This window comes from Amnibacterium setariae, from assembly GCF_003581425.1.
GTDB classification, from domain to species: domain Bacteria; phylum Actinomycetota; class Actinomycetes; order Actinomycetales; family Microbacteriaceae; genus Amnibacterium; species Amnibacterium setariae.
In genome coordinates, this window is the sequence record NZ_QXTG01000001.1 from 515,588 (window position 1) to 535,843 (window position 20,256).

Annotated in this window: 24 protein-coding genes; 17 read left to right on the forward strand and 7 right to left on the reverse strand. The window is 73.7% G+C overall.

Annotated features, from left to right (window positions below):
• The first annotated feature begins 13 nt into the window (after positions 1-13).
• The 5 genes from truA to D1781_RS02695 all read left to right on the forward strand — a co-directional run bounded on the left by truA (position 14) and on the right by D1781_RS02695 (position 3,872).
• Positions 14-886 (forward strand): tRNA pseudouridine(38-40) synthase TruA, encoded by an 873-nt coding sequence (gene truA, locus D1781_RS02675; protein WP_119480719.1) that lies wholly within the window; start codon positions 14-16, stop codon positions 884-886.
• Positions 887-1,073: 187 nt separating this feature from the next.
• A complete protein-coding gene (gene rplM, locus D1781_RS02680) occupies positions 1,074-1,520 on the forward strand; it encodes a 50S ribosomal protein L13 (protein WP_119480720.1) in 447 nt (148 codons plus the stop codon).
• 26 nt (positions 1,521-1,546) lie between these two features.
• The gene (gene rpsI / locus D1781_RS02685; RefSeq protein ID WP_119480721.1) at positions 1,547-2,029 is read left to right on the forward strand and encodes a 30S ribosomal protein S9; all 483 of its coding nucleotides are present in this window, start codon (positions 1,547-1,549) and stop codon (positions 2,027-2,029) included.
• A gap of 23 nt (positions 2,030-2,052) precedes the next feature.
• Positions 2,053-3,408: a phosphoglucosamine mutase gene (gene glmM, locus D1781_RS02690; RefSeq protein ID WP_119480722.1), complete on the forward strand. Its 1,356-nt coding sequence runs from the start codon at positions 2,053-2,055 to the stop codon at positions 3,406-3,408.
• On the forward strand, positions 3,405-3,872 hold the full coding sequence (locus tag D1781_RS02695; RefSeq protein WP_119480723.1) for a hypothetical protein: 468 nt from the start codon (positions 3,405-3,407) through the stop codon (positions 3,870-3,872). The genes glmM and D1781_RS02695 overlap by 4 nt, the downstream gene beginning before the upstream one ends.
• Before the next feature lie 25 nt (positions 3,873-3,897).
• On the opposite strand, the gene coaA is transcribed toward D1781_RS02695, so the two are convergent.
• On the reverse strand, positions 3,898-4,848 hold the full coding sequence (gene coaA, locus D1781_RS02700; RefSeq protein WP_119480724.1) for a type I pantothenate kinase: 951 nt from the start codon (positions 4,846-4,848) through the stop codon (positions 3,898-3,900).
• Between the two features lie 92 nt (positions 4,849-4,940).
• Between coaA and glmS the strand changes: the two genes are divergently transcribed.
• The 4 genes from glmS to tsaE are packed head-to-tail and all read left to right on the forward strand — an operon-like array spanning position 4,941 to position 8,754.
• Positions 4,941-6,794 carry a glutamine--fructose-6-phosphate transaminase (isomerizing) gene (gene glmS, locus D1781_RS02705; RefSeq protein ID WP_119480725.1) on the forward strand — a complete coding sequence of 618 codons (1,854 nt, stop codon included), beginning with the start codon at positions 4,941-4,943 and terminating at the stop codon, positions 6,792-6,794.
• Positions 6,791-7,141 (forward strand): holo-ACP synthase, encoded by a 351-nt coding sequence (locus D1781_RS02710; RefSeq protein ID WP_119480726.1) that lies wholly within the window; start codon positions 6,791-6,793, stop codon positions 7,139-7,141. Before glmS ends, D1781_RS02710 begins: the two co-directional genes overlap by 4 nt.
• A 3-nt stretch (positions 7,142-7,144) precedes the next feature.
• The gene (gene alr, locus D1781_RS02715) at positions 7,145-8,296 is read left to right on the forward strand and encodes an alanine racemase (RefSeq protein ID WP_325048777.1); all 1,152 of its coding nucleotides are present in this window, start codon (positions 7,145-7,147) and stop codon (positions 8,294-8,296) included.
• Positions 8,293-8,754 (forward strand): tRNA (adenosine(37)-N6)-threonylcarbamoyltransferase complex ATPase subunit type 1 TsaE, encoded by a 462-nt coding sequence (tsaE, locus tag D1781_RS02720; RefSeq protein ID WP_407641653.1) that lies wholly within the window; start codon positions 8,293-8,295, stop codon positions 8,752-8,754. Before alr ends, tsaE begins: the two co-directional genes overlap by 4 nt.
• Here the strand turns inward: tsaE and D1781_RS02725 are convergent.
• Entirely contained in the window at positions 8,730-9,341 is a 612-nt protein-coding gene (locus tag D1781_RS02725) for a hypothetical protein (RefSeq protein ID WP_119480727.1), read from the reverse strand. The genes tsaE and D1781_RS02725 overlap by 25 nt on opposite strands.
• A gap of 43 nt (positions 9,342-9,384) precedes the next feature.
• Here D1781_RS02725 and tsaB point away from each other — a divergent pair, with 43 nt between their 5' ends.
• From tsaB to D1781_RS02750, 5 genes are all read left to right on the forward strand, one after another.
• Positions 9,385-9,990 carry a tRNA (adenosine(37)-N6)-threonylcarbamoyltransferase complex dimerization subunit type 1 TsaB gene (gene tsaB, locus D1781_RS02730; protein WP_119480728.1) on the forward strand — a complete coding sequence of 202 codons (606 nt, stop codon included), beginning with the start codon at positions 9,385-9,387 and terminating at the stop codon, positions 9,988-9,990.
• The gene (gene rimI, locus D1781_RS02735) at positions 9,987-10,451 is read left to right on the forward strand and encodes a ribosomal protein S18-alanine N-acetyltransferase (RefSeq protein WP_325048778.1); all 465 of its coding nucleotides are present in this window, start codon (positions 9,987-9,989) and stop codon (positions 10,449-10,451) included. Before tsaB ends, rimI begins: the two co-directional genes overlap by 4 nt.
• A complete protein-coding gene (tsaD, locus tag D1781_RS02740; protein WP_119480729.1) occupies positions 10,448-11,515 on the forward strand; it encodes a tRNA (adenosine(37)-N6)-threonylcarbamoyltransferase complex transferase subunit TsaD in 1,068 nt (355 codons plus the stop codon). The genes rimI and tsaD overlap by 4 nt, the downstream gene beginning before the upstream one ends.
• Positions 11,516-11,641: 126 nt before the next feature.
• Complete coding sequence (locus tag D1781_RS02745) at positions 11,642-11,974, forward strand: hypothetical protein (RefSeq protein ID WP_119480730.1); 333 nt, start codon at positions 11,642-11,644, stop codon at positions 11,972-11,974.
• A 4-nt stretch (positions 11,975-11,978) separates the two neighbouring features.
• Positions 11,979-12,272, forward strand: coding sequence for a DUF4190 domain-containing protein (locus D1781_RS02750; protein WP_119480731.1), 294 nt, complete (start codon positions 11,979-11,981; stop codon positions 12,270-12,272).
• A 36-nt stretch (positions 12,273-12,308) separates the two neighbouring features.
• Here the strand turns inward: D1781_RS02750 and D1781_RS02755 are convergent, their stop codons facing one another.
• Positions 12,309-13,490: a class I SAM-dependent methyltransferase gene (locus D1781_RS02755; RefSeq protein ID WP_119480732.1), complete on the reverse strand. Its 1,182-nt coding sequence runs from the start codon at positions 13,488-13,490 to the stop codon at positions 12,309-12,311.
• Between the two features lie 139 nt (positions 13,491-13,629).
• Between D1781_RS02755 and groES the strand changes: the two genes are divergently transcribed.
• From groES to D1781_RS02770, 3 genes are all read left to right on the forward strand, one after another.
• Positions 13,630-13,926: a co-chaperone GroES gene (gene groES / locus D1781_RS02760; protein WP_119480733.1), complete on the forward strand. Its 297-nt coding sequence runs from the start codon at positions 13,630-13,632 to the stop codon at positions 13,924-13,926.
• An 82-nt stretch (positions 13,927-14,008) separates the two neighbouring features.
• Complete coding sequence (rarD, locus tag D1781_RS02765) at positions 14,009-14,938, forward strand: EamA family transporter RarD (RefSeq protein WP_119480734.1); 930 nt, start codon at positions 14,009-14,011, stop codon at positions 14,936-14,938.
• 156 nt (positions 14,939-15,094) lie between these two features.
• Positions 15,095-16,357, forward strand: a complete 1,263-nt coding sequence (locus tag D1781_RS02770; RefSeq protein WP_119480735.1) for an ABC transporter substrate-binding protein — start codon at positions 15,095-15,097, stop codon at positions 16,355-16,357.
• Positions 16,358-16,779: 422 nt separating this feature from the next.
• Here the strand turns inward: D1781_RS02770 and D1781_RS02775 are convergent, their stop codons facing one another.
• From D1781_RS02775 to D1781_RS02790, 4 genes are read right to left on the reverse strand one after another with little or no spacing between them, the layout of a single operon-like run.
• Positions 16,780-17,622, reverse strand: coding sequence for a hypothetical protein (locus D1781_RS02775; protein ID WP_119480736.1), 843 nt, complete (start codon positions 17,620-17,622; stop codon positions 16,780-16,782).
• Complete coding sequence (locus tag D1781_RS02780) at positions 17,619-18,368, reverse strand: ABC transporter ATP-binding protein (RefSeq protein ID WP_119480737.1); 750 nt, start codon at positions 18,366-18,368, stop codon at positions 17,619-17,621. Before D1781_RS02780 ends, D1781_RS02775 begins: the two co-directional genes overlap by 4 nt.
• Positions 18,361-19,284, reverse strand: coding sequence for an ABC transporter ATP-binding protein (locus tag D1781_RS02785; RefSeq protein ID WP_119480738.1), 924 nt, complete (start codon positions 19,282-19,284; stop codon positions 18,361-18,363). Before D1781_RS02785 ends, D1781_RS02780 begins: the two co-directional genes overlap by 8 nt.
• Positions 19,277-20,248: a branched-chain amino acid ABC transporter permease gene (locus D1781_RS02790; protein ID WP_119480739.1), complete on the reverse strand. Its 972-nt coding sequence runs from the start codon at positions 20,246-20,248 to the stop codon at positions 19,277-19,279. The genes D1781_RS02785 and D1781_RS02790 overlap by 8 nt, the downstream gene beginning before the upstream one ends.
• Positions 20,249-20,256 lie beyond the last annotated feature (8 nt).

Consider the following 20,256-nt stretch of genomic DNA (forward strand, 5'->3'; position numbering starts at 1 on the left):
CCACCATGGGGGCATGGACGGGGCCGAGCAGCCGGGGAGCGTGCGCGTGCGGCTCGACCTCGCCTACGACGGCACCGACTTCGCCGGCTGGGCGGCCCAGCCCGGGCTGCGCACGGTGCAGGGCGAGCTCGAGCGGGCGCTCGCCGTCGCGGTCGGCCGGGCGGAGGGGGACCCGCCGCGGCTCGTCGTGGCCGGCCGCACCGACGCCGGGGTCCACGCGACCGGGCAGGTCGCCCACGTGGACCTCGCCCCGGCGCAGCTCGACGCCCTCACCCGACGCCACGGCGGCCACGGGGACGTGGCCGCGATCGCCGGCCGGCTGACGGGGCTGCTGAACGACGCCGGCGACGTCGTCGTGCACGCCGCGGCCCTCGCGCCGGAGGGCTTCGACGCCCGCTTCTCCGCGGTGTTCCGCCGCTACCGGTACCGGATCGCGGACCGGCCGGCGGCCCGGGACCCGCTCGAGCGCCGCCGCACGATGCTGCACCCCCGGCCGCTCGACGAGCAGCGCATGCGCGCCGCCGCCGCCGGGGTGCTCGGCCTGCACGACTTCGCCGCCTACTGCCGCCCGCGGCCGGGTGCGACGACCATCCGCGAGCTGCAGGCGCTCGACTGGACCCGCGACGAGCAGGGCGTGCTCGTCGCGGAGGTCCGGGCGGACGCGTTCTGCCACAGCATGGTCCGCGCGCTCGTCGGGGCCAGCGTCGCGGTCGGGGTCGGTCGTCTCGAGCCCGCACGCATGGCCGCGCTGCTGTCGGCGGGGCAGCGGGCGAACGAGTTCGCGGTCGCCCCGGCGCACGGCCTCGTGCTCGTCGAGGTGGGCTACCCCGAGGGCGAGGCCCTGGCCGCGCAGGCCGAGCGCGCCCGCGCCCGCCGCACCCTCTGACGCCGCCTCCCGCGCCCGTGACCGGCCCTGGTCGCAGCAGGCCCTGATGTCGGGTAGCATCGATCGGCCCTGCGGGAACGCTCCCGCTCGGCTTCGAGCCCTCCACCGCTCGTTCCGGCTCCTCGGGAGTCATGGAACCGGCATCGGAGCGGGATCCACGACCACCTCGAACAGAAAGCGTGACACCGTGACGCGCACCTACAGCCCCAAGGCGAGCGAGATCACCCACGACTGGGTCGTCATCGACGCCACCGACATCGTGCTGGGCCGGCTCGCGAGCCACGCCGCGGCGCTCCTCCGCGGCAAGCACAAGCCGACCTTCGCCCCGCACCTCGACTCCGGCGACTTCGTCATCATCGTGAACGCCGACAAGGTCGTGCTGACCGGGTCGAAGAACGAGAAGAAGATGGCCTACCGCCACTCGGGCTACCCGGGCGGCCTGAAGGCCACGAGCTACTCCGAGCTGCTCGAGAAGCAGCCCGCGCGCACGGTCGAGAAGGCCATCCGCGGCATGCTGCCGAAGAACTCCCTCGGCCGCGCGCAGATCAAGAAGCTGAAGGTCTACGCGGGCGCCGGGCACCCGCACGCGGCCCAGCAGCCCACGCCCTACACCCTGACCCAGGTCGCCCAGTAGGCACCGGAAGAGAACGAGCACGAGACATGGCACGCATCGCAGACTCCATCGACACCCCGGCGACCTTCAGCACCTCCTCCGAGCCTGAGGCCGCCCCTGCCGTCGAGCGCCCGCCGCTCACCGTCCCCGGCGCGGCCGTCGGCCGCCGCAAGCAGGCGATCGCCCGCGTCCGGCTCGTGCCGGGCTCCGGCACGATCACGGTCAACGGCCGCACGTTCGAGGACTACTTCCCGAACAAGCTGCACCAGCAGCTGATCAACGACCCCTTCACGATCCTGCAGCTCTCGGGCGCGTACGACGTCATCGCGAAGATCTCCGGCGGCGGCCCCTCGGGCCAGGCCGGTGCGCTCCGCCTCGGCATCGCGCGCTCGCTGAACCAGATCGACGAGGAGAACAACCGGGCGGGCCTCAAGAAGGCCGGCTTCCTGAGCCGCGACGCGCGGGTCAAGGAGCGCAAGAAGGCCGGTCTGAAGAAGGCGCGCAAGGCGCCGCAGTTCTCCAAGCGCTGATCGGCGCGCGGCACCACCGCGACATGCCCAGGCTCTTCGGCACGGACGGCGTGCGCGGGCTCGCGAACCGCGACGTCACGGCCGCCCTGACCCTGTCGCTCGCGCAGGCCACCGCGCACGTGCTCGGCGACGGACCCCGGTCGGAAGGCCGGCGTCCGCTCGCCGTGCTCGCGCGCGACCCCCGCATCTCCGGCGAGTTCATCTCGTCGGCGGTCGCGGCGGGCCTCGCGGGCTCGGGCGTGGACGTGCTGGACGCGGGCGTCATCCCGACGCCCGCGGCCGCGTTCCTGATCGCGGACATCGGCGCCGACTTCGGCGTCGTGATCTCGGCGTCGCACAACCCGGCGCCGGACAACGGCATCAAGGTGCTCGGCGCGGGCGGCGCGAAGCTGACCGACGAGGTCGAGGACCGCATCGAGGCCGCGATGGCCGAGCCGCCGCTCGCGCCCGTCGGCGCCGAGGTCGGGCGCATCGACCGGTTCGCGGACGCCGAGGACCGCTACGTGGTCCACCTGCTCGGCGCCCTGCCGCACCGCCTCGACGGCTTGAAGATCGTGCTCGACTGCGCGAACGGGGCCGCCGCCGGCGTCTCGCCCGAAGTCTTCACCGACGCGGGCGCCGAGGTGATCGTCATCGGCAACGACCCGGACGGCGTGAACATCAACGACGGCGTCGGTTCGACCCACCTGGGCCCGCTGCAGGCCGCGGTGCTCGAGCACGGCGCGGACGCGGGCATCGCGCACGACGGCGACGCGGACCGCTGCCTCGCGGTCGACGCCGACGGCCGGGTCGTCGACGGCGACCAGATCATGGCCGTGCTCGCGATCGCCATGAAGTCCCGCGGCGTCCTGCACGGCGACACCCTCGTGGCGACGGTGATGAGCAACCTCGGCCTGCGTCGCGCGATGCAGCGCGAGGGCATCCAGGTCGTCGAGACGAAGGTCGGCGACCGCTACGTGCTCGAGGCGCTCGGCCGGGGCGGCTACTCGCTCGGCGGCGAGCAGTCCGGCCACGTGATCCTGACCGCGCACGCGACGACCGGCGACGGGCTGCTCACGGGGCTCTCGCTCATGGCGGAGGTGGCCCGGACCGGGAAGCCGCTATCCGAGCTCGCCGCCGCCGTCACGATCCTCCCGCAGGTCATGCTGAACGTGCGGGGCGTCGACCGCTCCCGCACCGACGACCCCGGGCTGCTCGCCGCGATCGCGGACGCCGAGCAGCGCCTCGGCGACTCCGGCCGGGTGCTGCTGCGCCCCTCGGGCACCGAGCCGGTCGTCCGCGTCATGGTCGAGGCGGCGGACCACGAGACCGCCGCGGCCGTCGCCGACGACCTCGCCGCCGTGGTGCGCGAGCGCCTCGCGCTGCCGACCCCCGCATGAGCCGGGTCGCCCCGCCGCCCGATCCCGAGGTGCAGCGCCGCGGGATCCGCCGCCTCGCGCTGATCGGCGCGGTGCTCTGCCTGCCGCTCGTCGTGTCCGGCTTCTTCGTGCTGCCGTCCGGCTGGGACGTCGTGCTGCTGGTGCTGCCGTTCGTCTACGTCGCGGGCGTGCTCGTGCTCGCCGTCGCGGCGACACGGGCCTGGCGGCTCCGCTCGGACCGGCTGCTCCCGGTCGCCGCGGCCGGCATCGGCGCGATCGTGGTGGCGACGGTGCTGTTCTCCGTCTGGCCGCCTGACCGGGCGCAGATCGCGCTGGAGCCCGGCCGCGTGCTCGCGCCGATCGGCCGCGCCCTCCACCTCGCGTACCTGTACCTGCTGGTCGGGGCGCTGTGGCAGTTCGGGCTGTTCCTGATCATCGGCGCCGTCGGCGCGGCGCTGACCCGGTGGCGCTCCCGCTCGGTCTGACCCCGCTCGGTCCGATCCCGCGCGGTCAGATCTTGCGGAGGAGCACCGAGCGGACCGCGTGGTCCTCGGCCTTCTTCAGCACGAGCGTCGCGCGGGACCGCGTCGGCAGGATGTTGTCCCGCAGGTTCGGCTCGTTGATCGACGTCCAGTAGCCGAGCGCGGTCGTCCGCGCCTCCTCCGGCCCCAGGTCGGCGAAGCGGTGGAAGTACGACTTCGGGCTCGAGAACGCCGCGGTCTGCAGGCGCTGGAACCGGTGCACGTACCACTCGGCGATGTCCTGCGTCCGCGCGTCGACGTAGACGCCGAAGTCGAACAGGTCGCTCACCGCGAGCCCGTTCCGCTGCGCCGGCTGCAGCACGTTCAGGCCCTCGACGATCAGGATGTCGGGCCGCCGGACGACGATGTCGGCGTCCGGGAGGATGTCGTACTGCTCGTGCGAGTAGAACGGCGCGCGGACCTCCTCCGCACCGCTCTTCACGGCGGTGACGAAGCGCAGCAGCGCGCGCCGGTCGTAGGACTCGGGGAAGCCCTTGCGGTCGAGGATGCCGCGCCGCTCGAGCTCCGCGTTGGAGTGGAGGAAGCCGTCGGTCGGCACGAGCTCGACCTTCGGGGTGTCCTCCCACCGGGCGAGCAGCTCGCGGAGGAGGCGCGCGACGGTGGACTTGCCGACCGCTACCGAGCCCGCGACGCCGATGACGAACGGGGTCGTCGCGCCGCCGGTGCCGAGGAACGCGCGCGTGGTCGCGTGCAGCCGGCGGGCGCCGGTGGCGTAGAGGTTGAGGAGGCGGCTGAGCGGCAGGTAGACCTCGCTCACCTCGTGCTCGTCGAGGGGCTCGCCCAGGCCGGCGAGCCGGTGGAGCTCCTCGGCGGTCAGCGGCTGGGGCACGCCGGCGGCGAGGGCCGCCCACCGCGCGCGCTCGATCTCGATGAACGGGCTCGGGCCGTGGCCCTGAGCGGCCGCGGTGCGATCCGACACGACCGTCGATGCTACTGAGCGCGCCTGCGCGGCCGGCACGGGCGAGCGCGCCCGGCGGCCGGCCGGCCGTCCCGGCGATTAGCATTGCCCGGATGTGCGGGATCGTCGGCTACGTGGGACCCCGGACCGCGATCGACGTGCTCGTCGGCGGTCTGCAGCGGCTGGAGTACCGGGGCTACGACTCCGCGGGCGTCGCGGTCATCGGTGAGGACGGGTCGCTCGCGACCCACAAGCGCGCGGGGAAGCTCGGCGTGCTGCAGCGCGACCTCGAGCGGCAGCCGCTGCCGGCGGCGACGACCGGCATCGGGCACACCCGCTGGGCCACGCACGGCGGCCCGACCGACGCGAACGCGCACCCGCACCTGGGCGACGACGGGAAGCTCGCCCTCATCCACAACGGGATCATCGAGAACTTCGCGGCGCTGAAGGACGAGCTCGTCGACGAGGGCGCCGTCTTCACGAGCGAGACCGACACCGAGGTCGCCGCCCTGCTGCTCGGCCGCGAGTACCGCCGCACGGGCGACCTGCTCACGGCGTTCCGCGCGGTCGTCGGCCGCCTCCACGGCGCCTTCACCCTGCTCGCCGTGCACGAGGACGAGCCCGGCCTGGTCGTCGGCGCCCGCCGCAACTCGCCGCTCGTCGTCGGGCTCGGCGACGGCGAGCAGTTCCTCGGCTCCGACGTCGCCGCCTTCGTGGAGTACACGCGGCGCGCGCTCGCCATCGGCCAGGACCAGATCGTCGCGATCCGCCCGGAGGGCATCGAGCTCACGGACTTCGCCGGCCGGCCGGTCGAGGGCGAGGAGTACGAGGTCGCGTGGGACGCGTCCGCCGCCGAGAAGGGCGGCTGGTCGAGCTTCATGGCGAAGGAGATCAGCGAGGAGCCGGAGGCGCTCGAGCAGACCCTGCTCGGCCGCGTCCACGACGGGCTCGTCGTGCTCGACGAGATCGCCGAGGGCTTCCCCGACGACGCCCTCCGCGCGGTGGACCGCATCGTCGTCCTCGGAGCGGGCACGGCCGCGTACTCGGGGCTGCTCGGCAAGTACGCGATCGAGAAGTGGGCGGGCGTGCCGGTCGAGGTGGAGCTCGCGCACGAGTTCCGCTACCGCGACCCGGTGCTCGGGCCGAACACCCTCGTCGTCTCCATCAGCCAGTCCGGCGAGACGATGGACACGCTGATGGCGGTCAAGTACGCGGGCGAGCGCGGCGCCCGCACGCTCTCCATCTGCAACACCCAGGGCGCGACCATCGCCAGGGAGTCCGACGCCGTGCTCTACACGCGCGCCGGGCCGGAGGTCGCGGTCGCGTCGACGAAGGCGTTCACGGCGCAGGTCGCCGCGCTGTACCTGTTCGGGCTCCACCTCGGCCGCGTGCGCGGGGTGCTGGCCGACGAGGCCTCCCGCGCGCTGGTCGCCGAGCTGCAGGCGCTGCCCGCGAAGCTGCAGCAGGTGCTCTTGCAGGGCGACGAGGTGCGGCAGATGGCGCGCCAGATGTCGGACACCCGCAGCGTGCTCTTCCTCGGCCGCCACGTCGGCTACCCGGTGGCGCTCGAGGGCGCGCTGAAGCTGAAGGAGCTCGCCTACATCCACGCGGAGGGCTTCGCGGCCGGCGAGCTGAAGCACGGCCCGATCGCCCTGATCGAGCCCGGGCAGCGCGTCTTCGTGATCGTGCCGAGCCCCCGGGACGGGGCGAGCCTGCACCCGAAGGTCGTCTCGAACATCCAGGAGATCCGCGCGCGCGGCGCGCACGTGCTCGCGATCGCGGAGGCGGGCGACGTCGCCGTGCTGCCGTTCGCCGACGAGGTGCTCCGGATCCCGCTGGCCGGCACGATGTTCGAGCCGCTGCTCGCCGTGGCGCCGCTGCAGCAGTTCGCGATGGAGCTCGCCGCCGCGAAGGGGCTCGACGTCGACCAGCCCCGCAACCTCGCGAAGTCCGTGACCGTCGAGTGATCCTCGGCATCGGGGTCGACGTCGTCGACATCGCGCGGTTCGGGCGGTCGCTCGAGCGCACGCCGCCGCTGCGCGACCGGCTCTTCGCGCGCAGCGAGCGCGACCTGCCGCTGTCCTCGCTCGCCGCGCGCTTCGCGGCGAAGGAGGCGCTGATCAAGGCATCGGGGGACTCCAGCGGCTTCACCTGGCACGACATGGTCGTGAAGAGCGACCCGTCCCGCCGCCCCCGCCTCGTCACCACCGGCGAGGTCGCGGGCCGGCTCGCGCTGCTCGGCGTCACGGCGACGCACCTGTCGCTCAGCCACGACGCCGGGATCGCGAGCGCGTTCGTCGTCCTGGAGGGCTGAGCGGTGCCCGTGCACGCGGTCGAGGACGGCGGCCCGGTGCCGTACGAGCACCGGAGCGCGGCGCCGGTGCGGGTCGCGCGGATCGACGCGGCGGCGATCGCGGAGAACGTCCGCGTCCTCCGCGCCCGCACCGGCACGCCGGACTTCCTCGCCGTGGTGAAGGCCGACGGCTACGGCCACGGCGCCGCGACGGCGGCCGGGGCGGCGCTCGCGGGCGGTGCGACGTGGCTCGGCGTCGCCGACCCGGAGGAGGGCCTCGCCCTCCGCGCGGCGGGGATCGACGCGCCGCTGCTCGCCTGGATCCTGCACACCGACGCCGACTTCGGCCCGGTCGCGGCCGCGGGCATCGACCTCGGCGTCTCGTCGGAGGCGCAGGTCGAGCGGGTCGCCGCGACCGCCCCGGGCGCCGCGGTGCAGATCAAGCTCGACACCGGGCTCAGCAGGAACGGCGTCGAGGCCCGGGCGTGGGGCCGCGTCTTCGAGACGGCGGCCGCGCTCGAGCGCGAGGGGGCGCTGCGGGTGCGCGGCCTGTTCAGCCACCTCGCGAACACCTCGCCCGAGGAGGACGCGCTCGCCGAGGAGCGCTTCGCGGACGCCGTCCGCCTCGCCCGCGGCGCCGGCCTCGACCCGGCGCTCCTGCACATCTCGAGCACCGCCGCGGCGCTCACGCGCGACCAGGGCGCCTACTCGATGGTGCGCTGCGGCATCGGCGTCTACGGGGTGTCGCCCTTCGGCGACCCCGAGCGGGTGCCCGAGGGGCTGCGGCCCGCCATGACGCTGGCGACGGAGGTCGCGGCGGTGCGCCGCGTCGCCCCGGGGGCCGGTGTCTCCTACGACCACGTCTGGCGCGCGGACGCCGCCACGACGCTCGCGCTGGTGCCCGTCGGCTACGCCGACGGCGTCCCGCGCGCGGCGTCGAACCGCGCCGCCGTGCTGCTCGGCGGCAAGCGGCGCCCCGTCCGCGGCCGGATCGCGATGGACCAGTTCCTCGTCGACGTCGGCGACGACGAGGTCCGCGTCGGCGACGAGGTCGTCGTCTTCGGGGACCCCGCGACGGGCGCGCCCTCCGCCGACGAATGGGGCGTCTGGGCCGACACGATCGGCTACGAGATCGTCACACGGATCGGGCCGCGGGTGACGCGGGTGCCGGTGTGACGCTGCGCATCGACGTCCCCGACGCCGACGCGATGCACGGGTTCGGCGTGCGGCTCGGGCGGGCGCTGCGGGCCGGCGACCTCGTCGTCCTGACCGGACCGCTCGGTGCGGGCAAGACGACGCTGACCCGCGGTATCGGCGAGGGCCTCGGCGTGCGAGGCCCCGTCAGCAGCCCCACGTTCGTGCTCGCGAGGACCCACCCGTCGCTCGTCGACGGGCCGCCGCTCGTGCACGTGGACGCCTACCGGCTCGGGTCGCCGGCGGAGCTCGACGACCTCGACCTCGACCTCGAGCGCTCCGCCGTCGTCGTGGAGTGGGGCGCCGGCATGGTCGACGGGATGGCCGAGTCCGTGCTCGAGGTGCGGATCGACCGGCGCGACGACGACACCCGGCACGTCGAGCTCGAGGGCACCGGCCCGCGGTGGGTCGACGATCAGCAGGTGCTCGCGCCGCGCTGAGCGGTCGCGTCCCCCGTCCGCTGCAGCACCAGCACCTGGCCGCCGGGCAGCCGGGCCGGGTCGAAGCCGTAGGGCAGCGCCGCGAGCACGTCCGCGGCGCAGAGCCCGAACCGCGTCGCGACGGCCGGCGCCGTGTCGCCCCGCCTCGTCGTGTACCGGACGCTCGAGCCGGAAGTCGCCACCGTCCCGCGGGCGCCGGCGCGGGCGCCGCCGTCGACCGGGGCCGGCCCGCCCAGCACGTCGTCGGGAGCGGGCGGCGCCCCGGCGAACCCCGCCACCGCGCTCGGCGTCGCCGAGGGCGTCGGCTCCGCGGTCGACGCGACCCTGCCGACGGCGAGGGCCGAAGCGCCGAGCACGACGGCCAGCGCGCCGATCGCGACCGCCGCGAACGTGCCTCGACCGCGCCGCGGCGGCACGGCGACGGCGGACGCGTCCGGCGAGGTCCCGGACCCGGGTCCGGACCCGGCAGCAGGGTCCGGGTCCGCCGCCGGCGCCGCGACGCCGAGGTAGGCGTCGAGGTCCTCGGAGGACGCGCCGGGCCGGTAGAGCCGCCGGCGGAGGTCCTCGTCGTCCTGCGCGCCCGTCACCGCAGCACAGCCTACGAGCGCCGCGCTCGTAGGCTGTGCTGTCGTGCTGCTGGCCATCGACACCTCGGGCGCGACGTCGGTCGCCGTGGTCGACGACGACGGCGCGCTCGTCGCCTCGCTGCTGGACGAGGACGTCCGGGCGCACGCCGAGCACATCGGCCCGCTGCTCGAGACCGTGCTCGAGCGCGCGGGCCGGCCGCACGTGGACGCGGTCGCGTACGGCGTCGGGCCCGGCCCCTTCACCGGCCTCCGTGTGGGGATGGCCGCCGCGCGCACGGCCGCGCTCGTGCTCGGGGCGATCGAGCTGCCGGTCCTGAGCCACGACGCGGTCGCCCTCGAGGCGCTCCGGCGGGGGATGCGGCCCGCCTTCGCGGTCGTCGCCGACGCGAAGCGCCGCGAGCGCTTCGCCACCGTCTACCGGGGCCTCGACGCCGCCGGCATGCCGGCCAGGGACGGGGAGCCGGCGGTCGGGCCCGAGACGGACCTGCCCCGCGTGCCGCACGTGATCGGCGCGGTGGACGCCGGGCTGCTCGGCGTCGTGGCGGCGCTGCGCCGCGCGCACGGCGTGCCGCCGGAGGCGCCGGACGCCCGCTACCTCCGCAGCCCCGACGTGACGATCGCCACCGTCCGCAAGTCGGTGCTCGGGTGACGGCGCCCGTGCGGCCGGCGACCCTCGACGACCTCGACGCGGTCATGGCGATCGAGCGCGACAGCTTCCCGACGGACGCCTGGTCGGAACCCGCGATGCGCGAGACCTTCGCGGCGGGGGACGCGTTCGTCGCGGAGGACGAGCGCGGCGTCGTGGGCTACGCGGCGGTGCTCGCGCCCCGCGGCAGCGGCGACGCCGACGTGCTGACCATCGCCGTCGACGCGTCCGCGCGCGGCGAGGGGACCGGCGCGGCGCTGCTCGACCGGCTGGTCGCGCTCGCCGCGGCGCGCGGCGCCCGCCGGGTGTTCCTCGAGGTGCGGGCGGACAACCCGGTCGCCCAGCACCTCTACGCGACGAGGGGCTTCGCGGCGGTCGGCCGCCGGCCCCGCTACTACCAGCCGGACGGGGTGGACGCGATCGTGATGCGCCTGGAACTGGCCCGCGAGGGGGCCGCGGCGTGAGCGCCGGCGGACCGCTCGTGCTCGGCATCGAGAGCTCCTGCGACGAGACGGGCGTCGGGATCGTCCGCGGCCGGGAGGTGCTCGCGAACGTCATCGCGTCGTCCGTCGACGAGCAGGCGCGCTACGGCGGCGTCGTGCCGGAGATCGCCGCCCGGGCCCACCTCGAGGCGATGCGGCCCACGCTCGAGCGGGCGCTCGAGACGGCCGGCGTGCGCATCGCCGACCTCGACGCGGTCGCGGTGACGGCCGGGCCCGGCCTGGCGGGCGCGCTGATGGTGGGGGTCGGCGCGGCGAAGGCGCTCGCGGTCACCGCGCGGAAGCCGCTCTACGGGGTCAACCACCTCGTCGGGCACGTGACCGCGGACCAGCTGCACGCGACCGGCGCGGAGCCGGTGCCCGTCGAGCTGCCGACCGTGGCGCTCCTCGTCTCCGGCGGGCACACGTCGCTGCTGCTCGTCCGCGACCTCGTCGAGGACGTCGAGCTGCTGGGGGAGACGCTGGACGACGCGGCGGGGGAGGCCTTCGACAAGACCGCCCGGCTCCTCGGGCTGCCGTACCCCGGCGGCCCGTCGATCGACCGGGCCGCGCAGGACGGCGACCCGACGGCGATCCGGTTCCCCCGCGGCCTGACCGCACCGAAGGACCGGGAGCGGCACCGCTTCGACTTCTCCTTCTCCGGGCTGAAGACGGCCGTCGCGCGGCACGTCGAGCGCACCGAGGCGGACGGCGGTGCGCTCGCGGTCGCCGACGTCGCGGCGTCGTTCCGCGAGGCCGTGGTCGACGTGCTGGTGACGAAGGCCCTCGACGCGTGCGCGGCCACGGGCGTGCCGCGGCTCCTGCTCGGCGGCGGCGTCGTCGCCAACCGCCGGCTGCGCGACGTCGCCACGACCCGCGCGGAGGCCGCCGGCGTCCGGCTCCGGATCCCGCCGTTCGACCTCTGCACCGACAACGGCGCCATGATCGCCGGCCTCGGCGCCCGCCTCGTGGAGGCCGGCGCGACCCCGAGCGGCGCCGGCTTCGGCGTCGACTCGACCCTCCCGGTCGGTCAGGTGCTCCTGTCCTGACGCGAGCGCGCGGCGATGCGACCCGGGAGGACGCGGACCAGGTCTTCCTGCCAGCCTCCTGAATGTCCGTTGACGGTCCGGTGCGAGCACTGGGAACATGTCGCGACCCTTCCCTGATGAGGAGCCATGAGCGACTACCAGCCCACCCCGCCGCCGTCCACGCCGTACACCGGGGAGTCCCGCCCCGCCGGCACGACGCCGATCCTGAGCATCCTGTCGCTGATCGGCGGCATCCTCGGCATCCTCAGCTCGTTCTTCTGGATCGGCCTCCTGTTCGGCGCCGCGGGCGCCGTGCTCGGCTTCATCGCCCGCCGTAAGGAGCCGCAGGCGAAGGGCCTCTGGCTGACCGGCATCATCACCGGCATCATCGGCTTCGTGATCTCGCTCGTGATCATCATCGGGACGATCGCGCTGTTCGCCTTCGCCGCCTCGCAGGGGTACAGCACCACCTCCCCCTGACGTCGTGGCGAACCAGTACGGGCCCGTCGCGACGCGGCCCTACAACCCACTCGCGATCATCGCGTTCGTGCTCGCGTTCCTCGTCCCGCCCGGCGGGATCGTGTGCGGGCACATCGCGCGGCGCCAGATCCGGTCGACCGGCGAGCAGGGCGACGGGCTCGCGCTCGCCGGTCTGATCCTCGGCTACGTGTTCACCGCCGGGTTCGTGCTGTTCTTCGTGATCTGGCTCCTGACCTTCCTCGCGATCTTCGCGGGGTTCGCCGGAGTCATGAGCCAGATCCCGAGCACCTCCGCCTGACGGCCGCAGCCCGGCCGGTGCGACGAGTCGTCCCGGTCAGCGGCGGCACAGGAGCGCGACCCGGCGGTCCGCCGTCCGCGTCACGACGAGCACGGCCTCGCCGTCGCCGGACAGGCCGAGCTCCTTCCGGAACCGCGCGGGGTCCAGGTCGACGCCGCGCTTCTTGATCTCGAGGCGGCCGATGCCGCGCGCCCGCAGCTCCTTGCGGATCCGCTGCCGGTCGAACGGCAGCACCGCGTCGACGGCGAAGGAGGTGAGGAACGGGGAGGCGGCCGGCCCGTCGCCCGAGAGGTAGGCGATGCCCGGCCCGACGGGGTGCGTGCCGGTCGTGCGGGCCACGTCGCCGAGCAGCCGAGCGCGGATCACCGCGCCGTCCGGCTCGTGCACGTGGTCGCCGAGCGGGCCCACCGGCTCGTCCTCGGCGTCCGCGGGGGCGGTCAGCTCGGCCGCGCCCACCGGGCCGAGGACGAGCGCCGCCCGGCGGACGCCGTCGCGCTGCAGGCCGCCTCGCCAGAGCGCGAGCTCGACCACGTCGCCGCGGTCGGAGACCCACTGCGCCTCCGCGTCCTCCGGGATCGCCTCCCGGTCGTGCGCGGGGGAGAGCTTGACCCCGGTCGGCCGGCGCGCCGCCACCTCGTCGGCGAAGGCGAGCGACGGGCTGTAGTCCGCCGCGGCGACGCGACGGGTGCCGTCGTGCCCGGCGGTCCGCCGCGCCGGGTCCAGCCAGACCGCGTCCACCCCGTCGAGGTCGACGGCCTCCGCGTCCTCGACGCGCACGGTCGCCTCGGGGAAGGGCGCCAGGTTGTACTGGGCGAGCACCGCGGTCACCTCGTCGCGCTCGACCGCGAGCACGCGCAGCCCGAGCGCCGCCATCGCGAGCGCGTCGCCGCCGAGCCCGCAGCCCAGGTCCGCCACGAGCGCGGCCCCCGAGTCGCGGAACCGGGCGGCGTGGCGGGCGGCGGCCTCGAGCCGGGTCGCCTGCTCGAGCCCGGCCCGCGTGAACAGCATCCGGTCCGCGAACTCCCCGAACTTGGCCCGTGCGCGACGGCGGAGGGCGGCCTGCGTGAGGATCGCCGCGCTCTCCTCCGGGGAGAAGCCCTCCCGGCGCAGCGCCGTCGATCGCGCGAGCACGTCGGCGGGCGTCTCCGGCCGCGCCTCCGCGTCCACGGCCGTCAGGACCCGCGGGCTGAGGAGGGCCTCCAGCTCGCCGCGTTCCACCCGTCCACCGTAGGGGCGACGGCGCTGGCACTCGCATTGCATGAGTGCCAGCGAATGCCTAGGGTTAGGGGCTGGCACTCGGCTGCGCAGGGTGCCAGAACCGAACGTGTAGAAGCACTCAGGAAAGCAGAGGTGGACCGTGCCGGTCTCCATCAAGCCGCTCGAGGATCGCATCGTGATCAGCCAGGTCGAGGCCGAGCAGACGACCGCGTCGGGTCTCGTGATCCCCGACACCGCCAAGGAGAAGCCCCAGGAGGGCGAGGTCGTCGCCGTCGGACCGGGTCGCATCGACGACAACGGCAACCGCGTGCCGCTCGACGTCGCCGTCGGCGACCGCGTCATCTACTCGAAGTACGGCGGCACCGAGGTCAAGGTCCAGGGCGAGGACTACCTCGTCCTGTCGGCCCGCGACGTCCTCGCGGTCGTCACGCGCTGAACCGGCTCCCCGGATCGGGCCCCGCACCGCACGGTGCGGGGCCCTTCGCGTCTCCGCCGCCGGCGGGCACTAGCGTGCTGAAGTGACGAACGAGAACCCGGCGCCGAGCCGCGCCGGCCTGCTGTTCGGCATCGGCGCCTACGGCCTCTGGGGCGCCATGCCGGTGTACTTCCTGCTGATGCGCCCGGCCGGTCCGTTCGAGATCGTCGGCTGGCGCATCGTCTTCTCGCTCGTGTTCTGCGCGCTGCTGCTCGCCGTCACCCGCGGCTTCGGGCGGTTCCGCGGCGTGCTGCGCGACCGCCGCGCCGTCGCGTCCTTCGCCCTCGCCGGCGCGCTCATCTGGGTGAACTGGACCGTCTACGTCGTCGCGTCCACGTCCGGCCGAGTCGTCGACGCCGCGCTCGGCTACTTCATCAACCCGATCGTCACGATCCTGCTCGGCGTCGTGGTCCTGCGGGAGCGGCTCCGGCCCCTGCAGTGGGTCGCCATCGGCGTGAGCGCGCTCGCCGTCGTCGTGCTCGCGATCGAGACCGGGTCGCTGCCGTGGATCTCCCTCGCGCTCGCCGCCTCCTTCGGGCTCTACGGGCTCGTGAAGAAGCGCGTCGGCCGCATCGACGCGATCTCCGGGCTGACCCTCGAGACCGCGTGGCTCGCGCCCGTCGCCGTCGTGCAGCTCGTCGTCGTGGGCGCCGGTGCGGGTCTCGCGTGGGGCTCCGCCGGCTGGTTCCCGACCCTGATGCTCACGTCCGCCGGCATCGGCACGGCGGTGCCGCTGCTGTTCTTCGCGGCGTCGACCCGGCGCCTCCCGCTGTCCGTCGTCGGGTTCCTGCAGTACATAGCGCCGATCCTCCAGCTCGCGATCGGCGTCGGCGTGCTGCACGAGCCGATGTCGACCGGGCGGTGGACCGGCTTCGTCCTCGTCTGGCTCGCGCTCGCGATCCTGGTGACGGAGTCGCTGCTCGTCGGCCGGACGCGCGCCGCCGCGCGACCGGTGGGCGAACCGGCCGCCTGACCGCGGCCCGGCCCGCCGGAGGGTCACGGATTCACAACGAAATCCCATCTCGGGCCCTGCGAAACATGACCGGAACGTGTCCGCCGTAGGTTGCGGGTGTCCACCACGCGTCCGTGCGATGTGGACCTGCCCTGAACCGAAGAAGTTAGGACATCCATGCCTGGAATCCGACGCGGACGCCGCGCGGCGCTGGCGATCGCCATGACCGCAGCGGCCGCGGTCGCGCTGACCGCCTGCTCCAACTCGCCGAGCAGCACCTCCAGCTCGTCCGGCCCCCTCGACCTGAAGATCGGCACGCTGCTCCCGCAGACCGGCACGCTCGCCGTGCTCGGCCCGCCCGAGATCGCGGGCGTCAGCCTCGCCATCGCCGACATCAACAAGGCGGACGCGGGCATCAAGGTCACCTCGGTCCAGAAGGACTCGGGCGACACCAGCACGAACATCGCCACCCAGTCGGTGACGTCGCTGCTGTCCTCCGGCGTGAGCGCCATCGTCGGCGCCGCGTCCTCGTCCGTCTCGCTCTCCGTGATCGACCAGATCACGAAGGCCAAGGTCGTGCAGTTCTCGCCGGCGAACACCTCGCCGACGTTCACGACCTACAAGGACGACGGCTACTACTTCCGCGACGCCCCGTCGGACGTGCTGCAGGGCCGCGTGCTCGGCCAGGCCGTGCTGAAGGGCGGCGCGATCAACGTCGCGGTGCTCTACCAGAACGACTCCTACGGCCAGGGCCTCAACACGAACGTGAAGAGCGCGATCGAGGGCGGCGGCGGCACCGTCGCCGCGGACGTCTCGTTCGACCCGAACGCGACGAACTTCTCGGCCGAGGTCTCGAAGGCGCTGTCGTCGAAGCCCGACGCCCTCGTCGTGATCTCCTTCGACCAGATCAAGTCGATCTCGCAGGAGATCGACAAGGCCGGCTACCCGTTCTCGAAGGTGTGGGGCGCTGACGGCAACTACGGCGTCATCACCCCCGACTTCAAGAACGTCGACATCGCCGGCGCCCAGTTCACGAACCCGGGTGTCGTCGCGACGGACGACTTCAAGAACCGCCTGCAGGCGCAGGTGAAGGCGGACGGCCAGAAGGAGCTGAGCGTGTTCTCCTACGCGCCCGAGTCCTACGACGCCACCACCCTCATCGCCCTCGCGGCGCTCGTCGGCGGCAAGACCGACGGCACCACGATCCGCGACAACCTCGCGCAGGTCTCGTCGGGCGGCGAGAAGTGCAAGTCGTTCGAGGAGTGCGCGAAGCTCGTCAAGTCCGGCAAGAAGGACATCGACTACGACGGCGTCTCCGGCCCCGTCTCGCTCGACAAGAACGGCGACCCGTCGCAGGCGTACATCTCGATCTACAAGTACGCGAAGGGCAACACCAGCTCGGCCGTCGGCTCCGAGTTCGGCGACCTGACCAAGCAGTAGGTCTCACCACCGCGCGAGGGCGTGGGGTCGGCTCCGGCCGGCTCCACGCCCTCCGTCGTTCCCGGAGCACTTCAGCAGGACCCGAGCGATCCAGCAGGACCTGAGCGATCCGGCAGGACCCGAGCGATCCGGCAGGACCCGAGCGATCCGGCAGGACCCAGCCGATCCAGCAGGACCTGAGCGATCCAGCAGGACCAGAGCACTGCAGCAGGACAGGAAGGCCGTTCCTGTCCTGCTGGAGCTCGCAAGTCCTGCTGGATCGCTCGGCGCCGGGCCAGGAGGAGCGCCGGGCCAGCAGGAGCGCCTGGGCACAGCGAGCGCCCGGGCAGGCCTGGAGCGCTTCAGCAGGCTCCGGAGGGCGCTCCTGGCCTGCTGGAGCCGCAGGAGCCTGCTGAGGCGCTCCGCGCGCCCGGCCGCCCGGGTCAGTCGTTGCCGCAGGCGCGGACGACCCACGCGAGCACCGCGTCCTTCATCGCCTTCGGCGCCCGGACCGACACCGTGCCGCGGGTGCCGTCCGCGAGGCGCAGCTGCACCGGGAGCACCGTGCCGACCTTGTCCTCGGCGATCGCGTGCAGGTCGCACCGGGTCGGGACGGCGCGGAGCGTCAGCCGCCCCGAGGCCGTGAAGCGGCGGCCGACCGTCCACAGCTCGGCGCCGTCGGCGGGGGAGAGCAGCGGGGTCGGCAGCACCCGCTCGACGACCAGGCCCGCCGCCGCGTCGGCGCCAGCGCGGAGGTCCACGTCGACCTCCGTGGTCCTGCCGTCCGGCCGGAACCCCGCGAGGACGACCGAGGCGGTCCGCGCCGCGCGCTCGCCGAAGCAGTCGGCCGCGTGGAGCCCGGCGAGTGTCCCGTGCTCGTCCACGGCCCGGACGGCACGCGTCGTGCCGTCGGCGAGGCGCAGGAGGCCGCTGAGGCGCATCGCCGACCCGCAGGCGGCGGTCGTGAGCCGCGCCGGCAGGTCGACCGTGACGCCGGCGCCGATCTCGGCGGGGTCGTCGTCCGTCCAGCGCAGCGCAGGCGTGTAGCCGGACCCGCGCAGGGAGGCCGACCGCACCACGATGCGCTGCCGCGACCCGTTCACGACCTCGAGCTGCACCTGGTGGGGCGCTATGTCGGACCGGTACTGCAGCACCCGGACGGAGACGCCGGGCAGCGCCGTCGGCACGGGCGGCACGGGCGGCGCGGCCGGGGCGGCGCACCCGGTGAGGGCGCACACGAGGAGGGCGGCGACCGCGGCGGCCGCCGCCCTCCTCGGCGTCGTCACGACTTGCGCGCCGCCTCCTGGTCCGCGGCGAGGGTGCCGAGGTACAGCTCGATCACCTTCGGGTCGTTCATCAGCTCGCGGCCCCGGCCCGTGTAGGCGTCGCGGCCCTGGTCGAGCACGTAGCCGCGGTGGCAGATCTGCAGCGCCCGCCGCGCGTTCTGCTCGACGATCAGCACCGAGACGCCGGCCCGGTTCACGCGGGCGACGTTGAGGAACGTCTCGTCCTGGCGCACGGGGGAGAGGCCGGCGGAGGGCTCGTCGAGCAGCAGCACCGACGGGTCCATCATCAGCGCCCGCGACATCGCCACCATCTGCCGCTCGCCGCCGGAGAGCGACCCGGCGCGCTGCTTCAGCCGCTTCTTCATCTCCGGGAACAGCCCGAGCACCTCGTCGATGCGCTGGTCGTAGAGCTTCGGCCGCTGGAAGACGCCCATCTCCAGGTTCTCCTGGATGGTGAGGCTCGGGAACACGTTGTTCGTCTGCGGAACGAACCCCACGCCCTTCGTCACGAGCTTGTCGGCGCCGAGGCCCGTGATGTCCTCTCCGCGGAGCGTGACGCTGCCGCTGCGGATGTTCACCTGGCCGAAGATCGCCTTCAGCAGCGTCGACTTGCCGGCGCCGTTCGGGCCGATGATGCCGACCAGCTCGCCCTTGCCGACCTCGACGGTGCAGCCGTTCAGGATGTTGATGCCCGGCAGGTAGCCCGCGTGCAGGGCATCCGTGCGCAGGACGATCTCGTCAGCCATCGTTGCGCTCCTCCTCGCGCTCGACCTCGGCCTGCGTCTCGTCGAGGAGCTCCGCCTGCTGCTCCTCCGACAGGTCGCCGAGGTCCGTGTCGTGGTGCGAGCCGAGGTAGGCGTCGATGACGGCCTGGTCGGACATCACCTGGTCCGGGTAGCCCTCCGCGACGATGCGCCCCTCGGCCATGACGATCACCCAGTCGGCGATCTCGCGGACGACGTGCATGTCGTGCTCGACGAACAGCACGGTCATGCCGGTCGCCTTCAGGTCGAGGATGTGGTGCAGCAGCGACTGGGTCAGCGCCGGGTTCACGCCCGCCATCGGCTCGTCGAGCATGATCATCGTCGGGTCGCTCATGAGCGCCCGCGCCATCTCGAGCAGCTTCCGCTGGCCGCCGGACAGGCTGGCCGCGAAGTCGTCGGCCTTCGTGTCGAGCTTGAACCGGGCGAGCAGGTCCTGCGCCCGCTCGGTGATCTGCTGCTCGCGGCCCCGCCACAGGGCCGGGACGAGCGCGCGGGCGATGTTCTCGCCGGGCTGCTCCTGCGCGCCGAGCCGCATGTTCTCCATCACGGAGAGCATGGAGAGCGCCTTCGTCAGCTGGAACGTGCGGATCATGCCGCGGCGGGCGACCTTGTAGGCGGGCACGCCGCCGATCGGCTTCCCGTCGAAGGACCAGGAGCCGTGGTTCGGCTTGTCGAAGCCGGTCAGCAGGTTGAAGAACGTCGTCTTGCCGGCGCCGTTCGGGCCGATCAGGGCGGTGATGGCGCCCCTGGGGATCTCGACGTGGTCGACGTCGACGGCGTGGACGCCGCCGAACGTGCGCTGCACGCCGTCGGCCACCACGATCGGGTCGGTCTTCTTCACGCCGGGCGCCGGGGCGCCCTCGATGAGCGCCGCGCGCTCCGTGGTCGTGTCAGGCAAAGAACGCCTCCCGCTTCTTGCCGATCAGGCCGGACGGCCTGAAGATCACGATGAGCATCAGGGCCACGCCCACGATGATGAACCGCACCGGGCCCTGCTGGATGGTCGTGATGGGCAGCCAGTGGTACTGCACGGCCAGCGACAGGAACCCGTCCGCGAGCGACAGCACGATCCAGAACACGATCGCGCCGACCAGCGGCCCGAACACGGTCGTCGCGCCGCCGAGCAGGATGATCGTGAGCAGGAAGAACGTGGTCTGGGTGCCGTAGTTGTCCGGCTGCAGCGACGTCGGGATGATGTTGATGATCGTCGCGAGCCCGCCGAGCGCCCCGCCGAGGATCAGGCTCTGCATCTTGTAGGAGAAGACGTTCTTGCCGAGGCTGCGCACGGCGTCCTCGTCCTCCCGGATGCCCTTGATGACCCGGCCCCACGGGCTCTTCATCAGCTGGCGGACGAGCAGCGCGACGAGGATCACGAAGATCCAGCCGACGAGGATGATCCAGAGGTCGTTCTCGTCGTAGCGGAGCGGGCCGAAGCCGTACGACCCCGGCGGGATCGGGTTCAGCGCGTCGAAGGTGACCGCGGCGCCGTTCAGGCCGTCCGACCCGCCCGTGAGCGGGATCAGGTCGGGCGTCTTCACGACGTACCGGACGATCTCCGCCGCTGCGATGGTGACGATCGCCAGGTAGTCGGCGCGGAGGCGCAGCGTCGGGATGCCGAGCACCAGCGCCATCACGGTGGTCGCGACGAGGGTCGCGAGCACGGCCAGCCAGAACGGGAATCCGAGGTGCAGGGTCGTGATCGCGAAGGCGTAGCCCCCGATCGCCATGAAGCCCGCCTGGCCGAAGTTCAGCAGGCCGGTGAAGCCGAACTGGACGGCGAGGCCGAGCGCCGCGAGCGCGTAGGCGATGGTCTGCGGCGAGATGATCTGGCCGAGCGCCAGCAGCAGGAAGCTGAAGTCCATGGTCGGTC

Coding starts and splice junctions, on each gene's coding strand:
- D1781_RS02790 (WP_119480739.1), bottom strand. CDS start 20,248: ATGGACTTCAGCTTCCTGCTGCTGGCGCTCGGCCAGATCATCTCGCCG.
- glmS (WP_119480725.1), top strand. CDS start 4,941: ATGTGCGGGATCGTCGGCTACGTGGGACCCCGGACCGCGATCGACGTG.
- D1781_RS02695 (WP_119480723.1), top strand. CDS start 3,405: ATGAGCCGGGTCGCCCCGCCGCCCGATCCCGAGGTGCAGCGCCGCGGG.
- D1781_RS02780 (WP_119480737.1), bottom strand. CDS start 18,368: ATGGCTGACGAGATCGTCCTGCGCACGGATGCCCTGCACGCGGGCTAC.
- truA (WP_119480719.1), top strand. CDS start 14: ATGGACGGGGCCGAGCAGCCGGGGAGCGTGCGCGTGCGGCTCGACCTC.
- glmM (WP_119480722.1), top strand. CDS start 2,053: ATGCCCAGGCTCTTCGGCACGGACGGCGTGCGCGGGCTCGCGAACCGC.
- D1781_RS02745 (WP_119480730.1), top strand. CDS start 11,642: ATGAGCGACTACCAGCCCACCCCGCCGCCGTCCACGCCGTACACCGGG.
- rpsI (WP_119480721.1), top strand. CDS start 1,547: ATGGCACGCATCGCAGACTCCATCGACACCCCGGCGACCTTCAGCACC.
- D1781_RS02770 (WP_119480735.1), top strand. CDS start 15,095: ATGCCTGGAATCCGACGCGGACGCCGCGCGGCGCTGGCGATCGCCATG.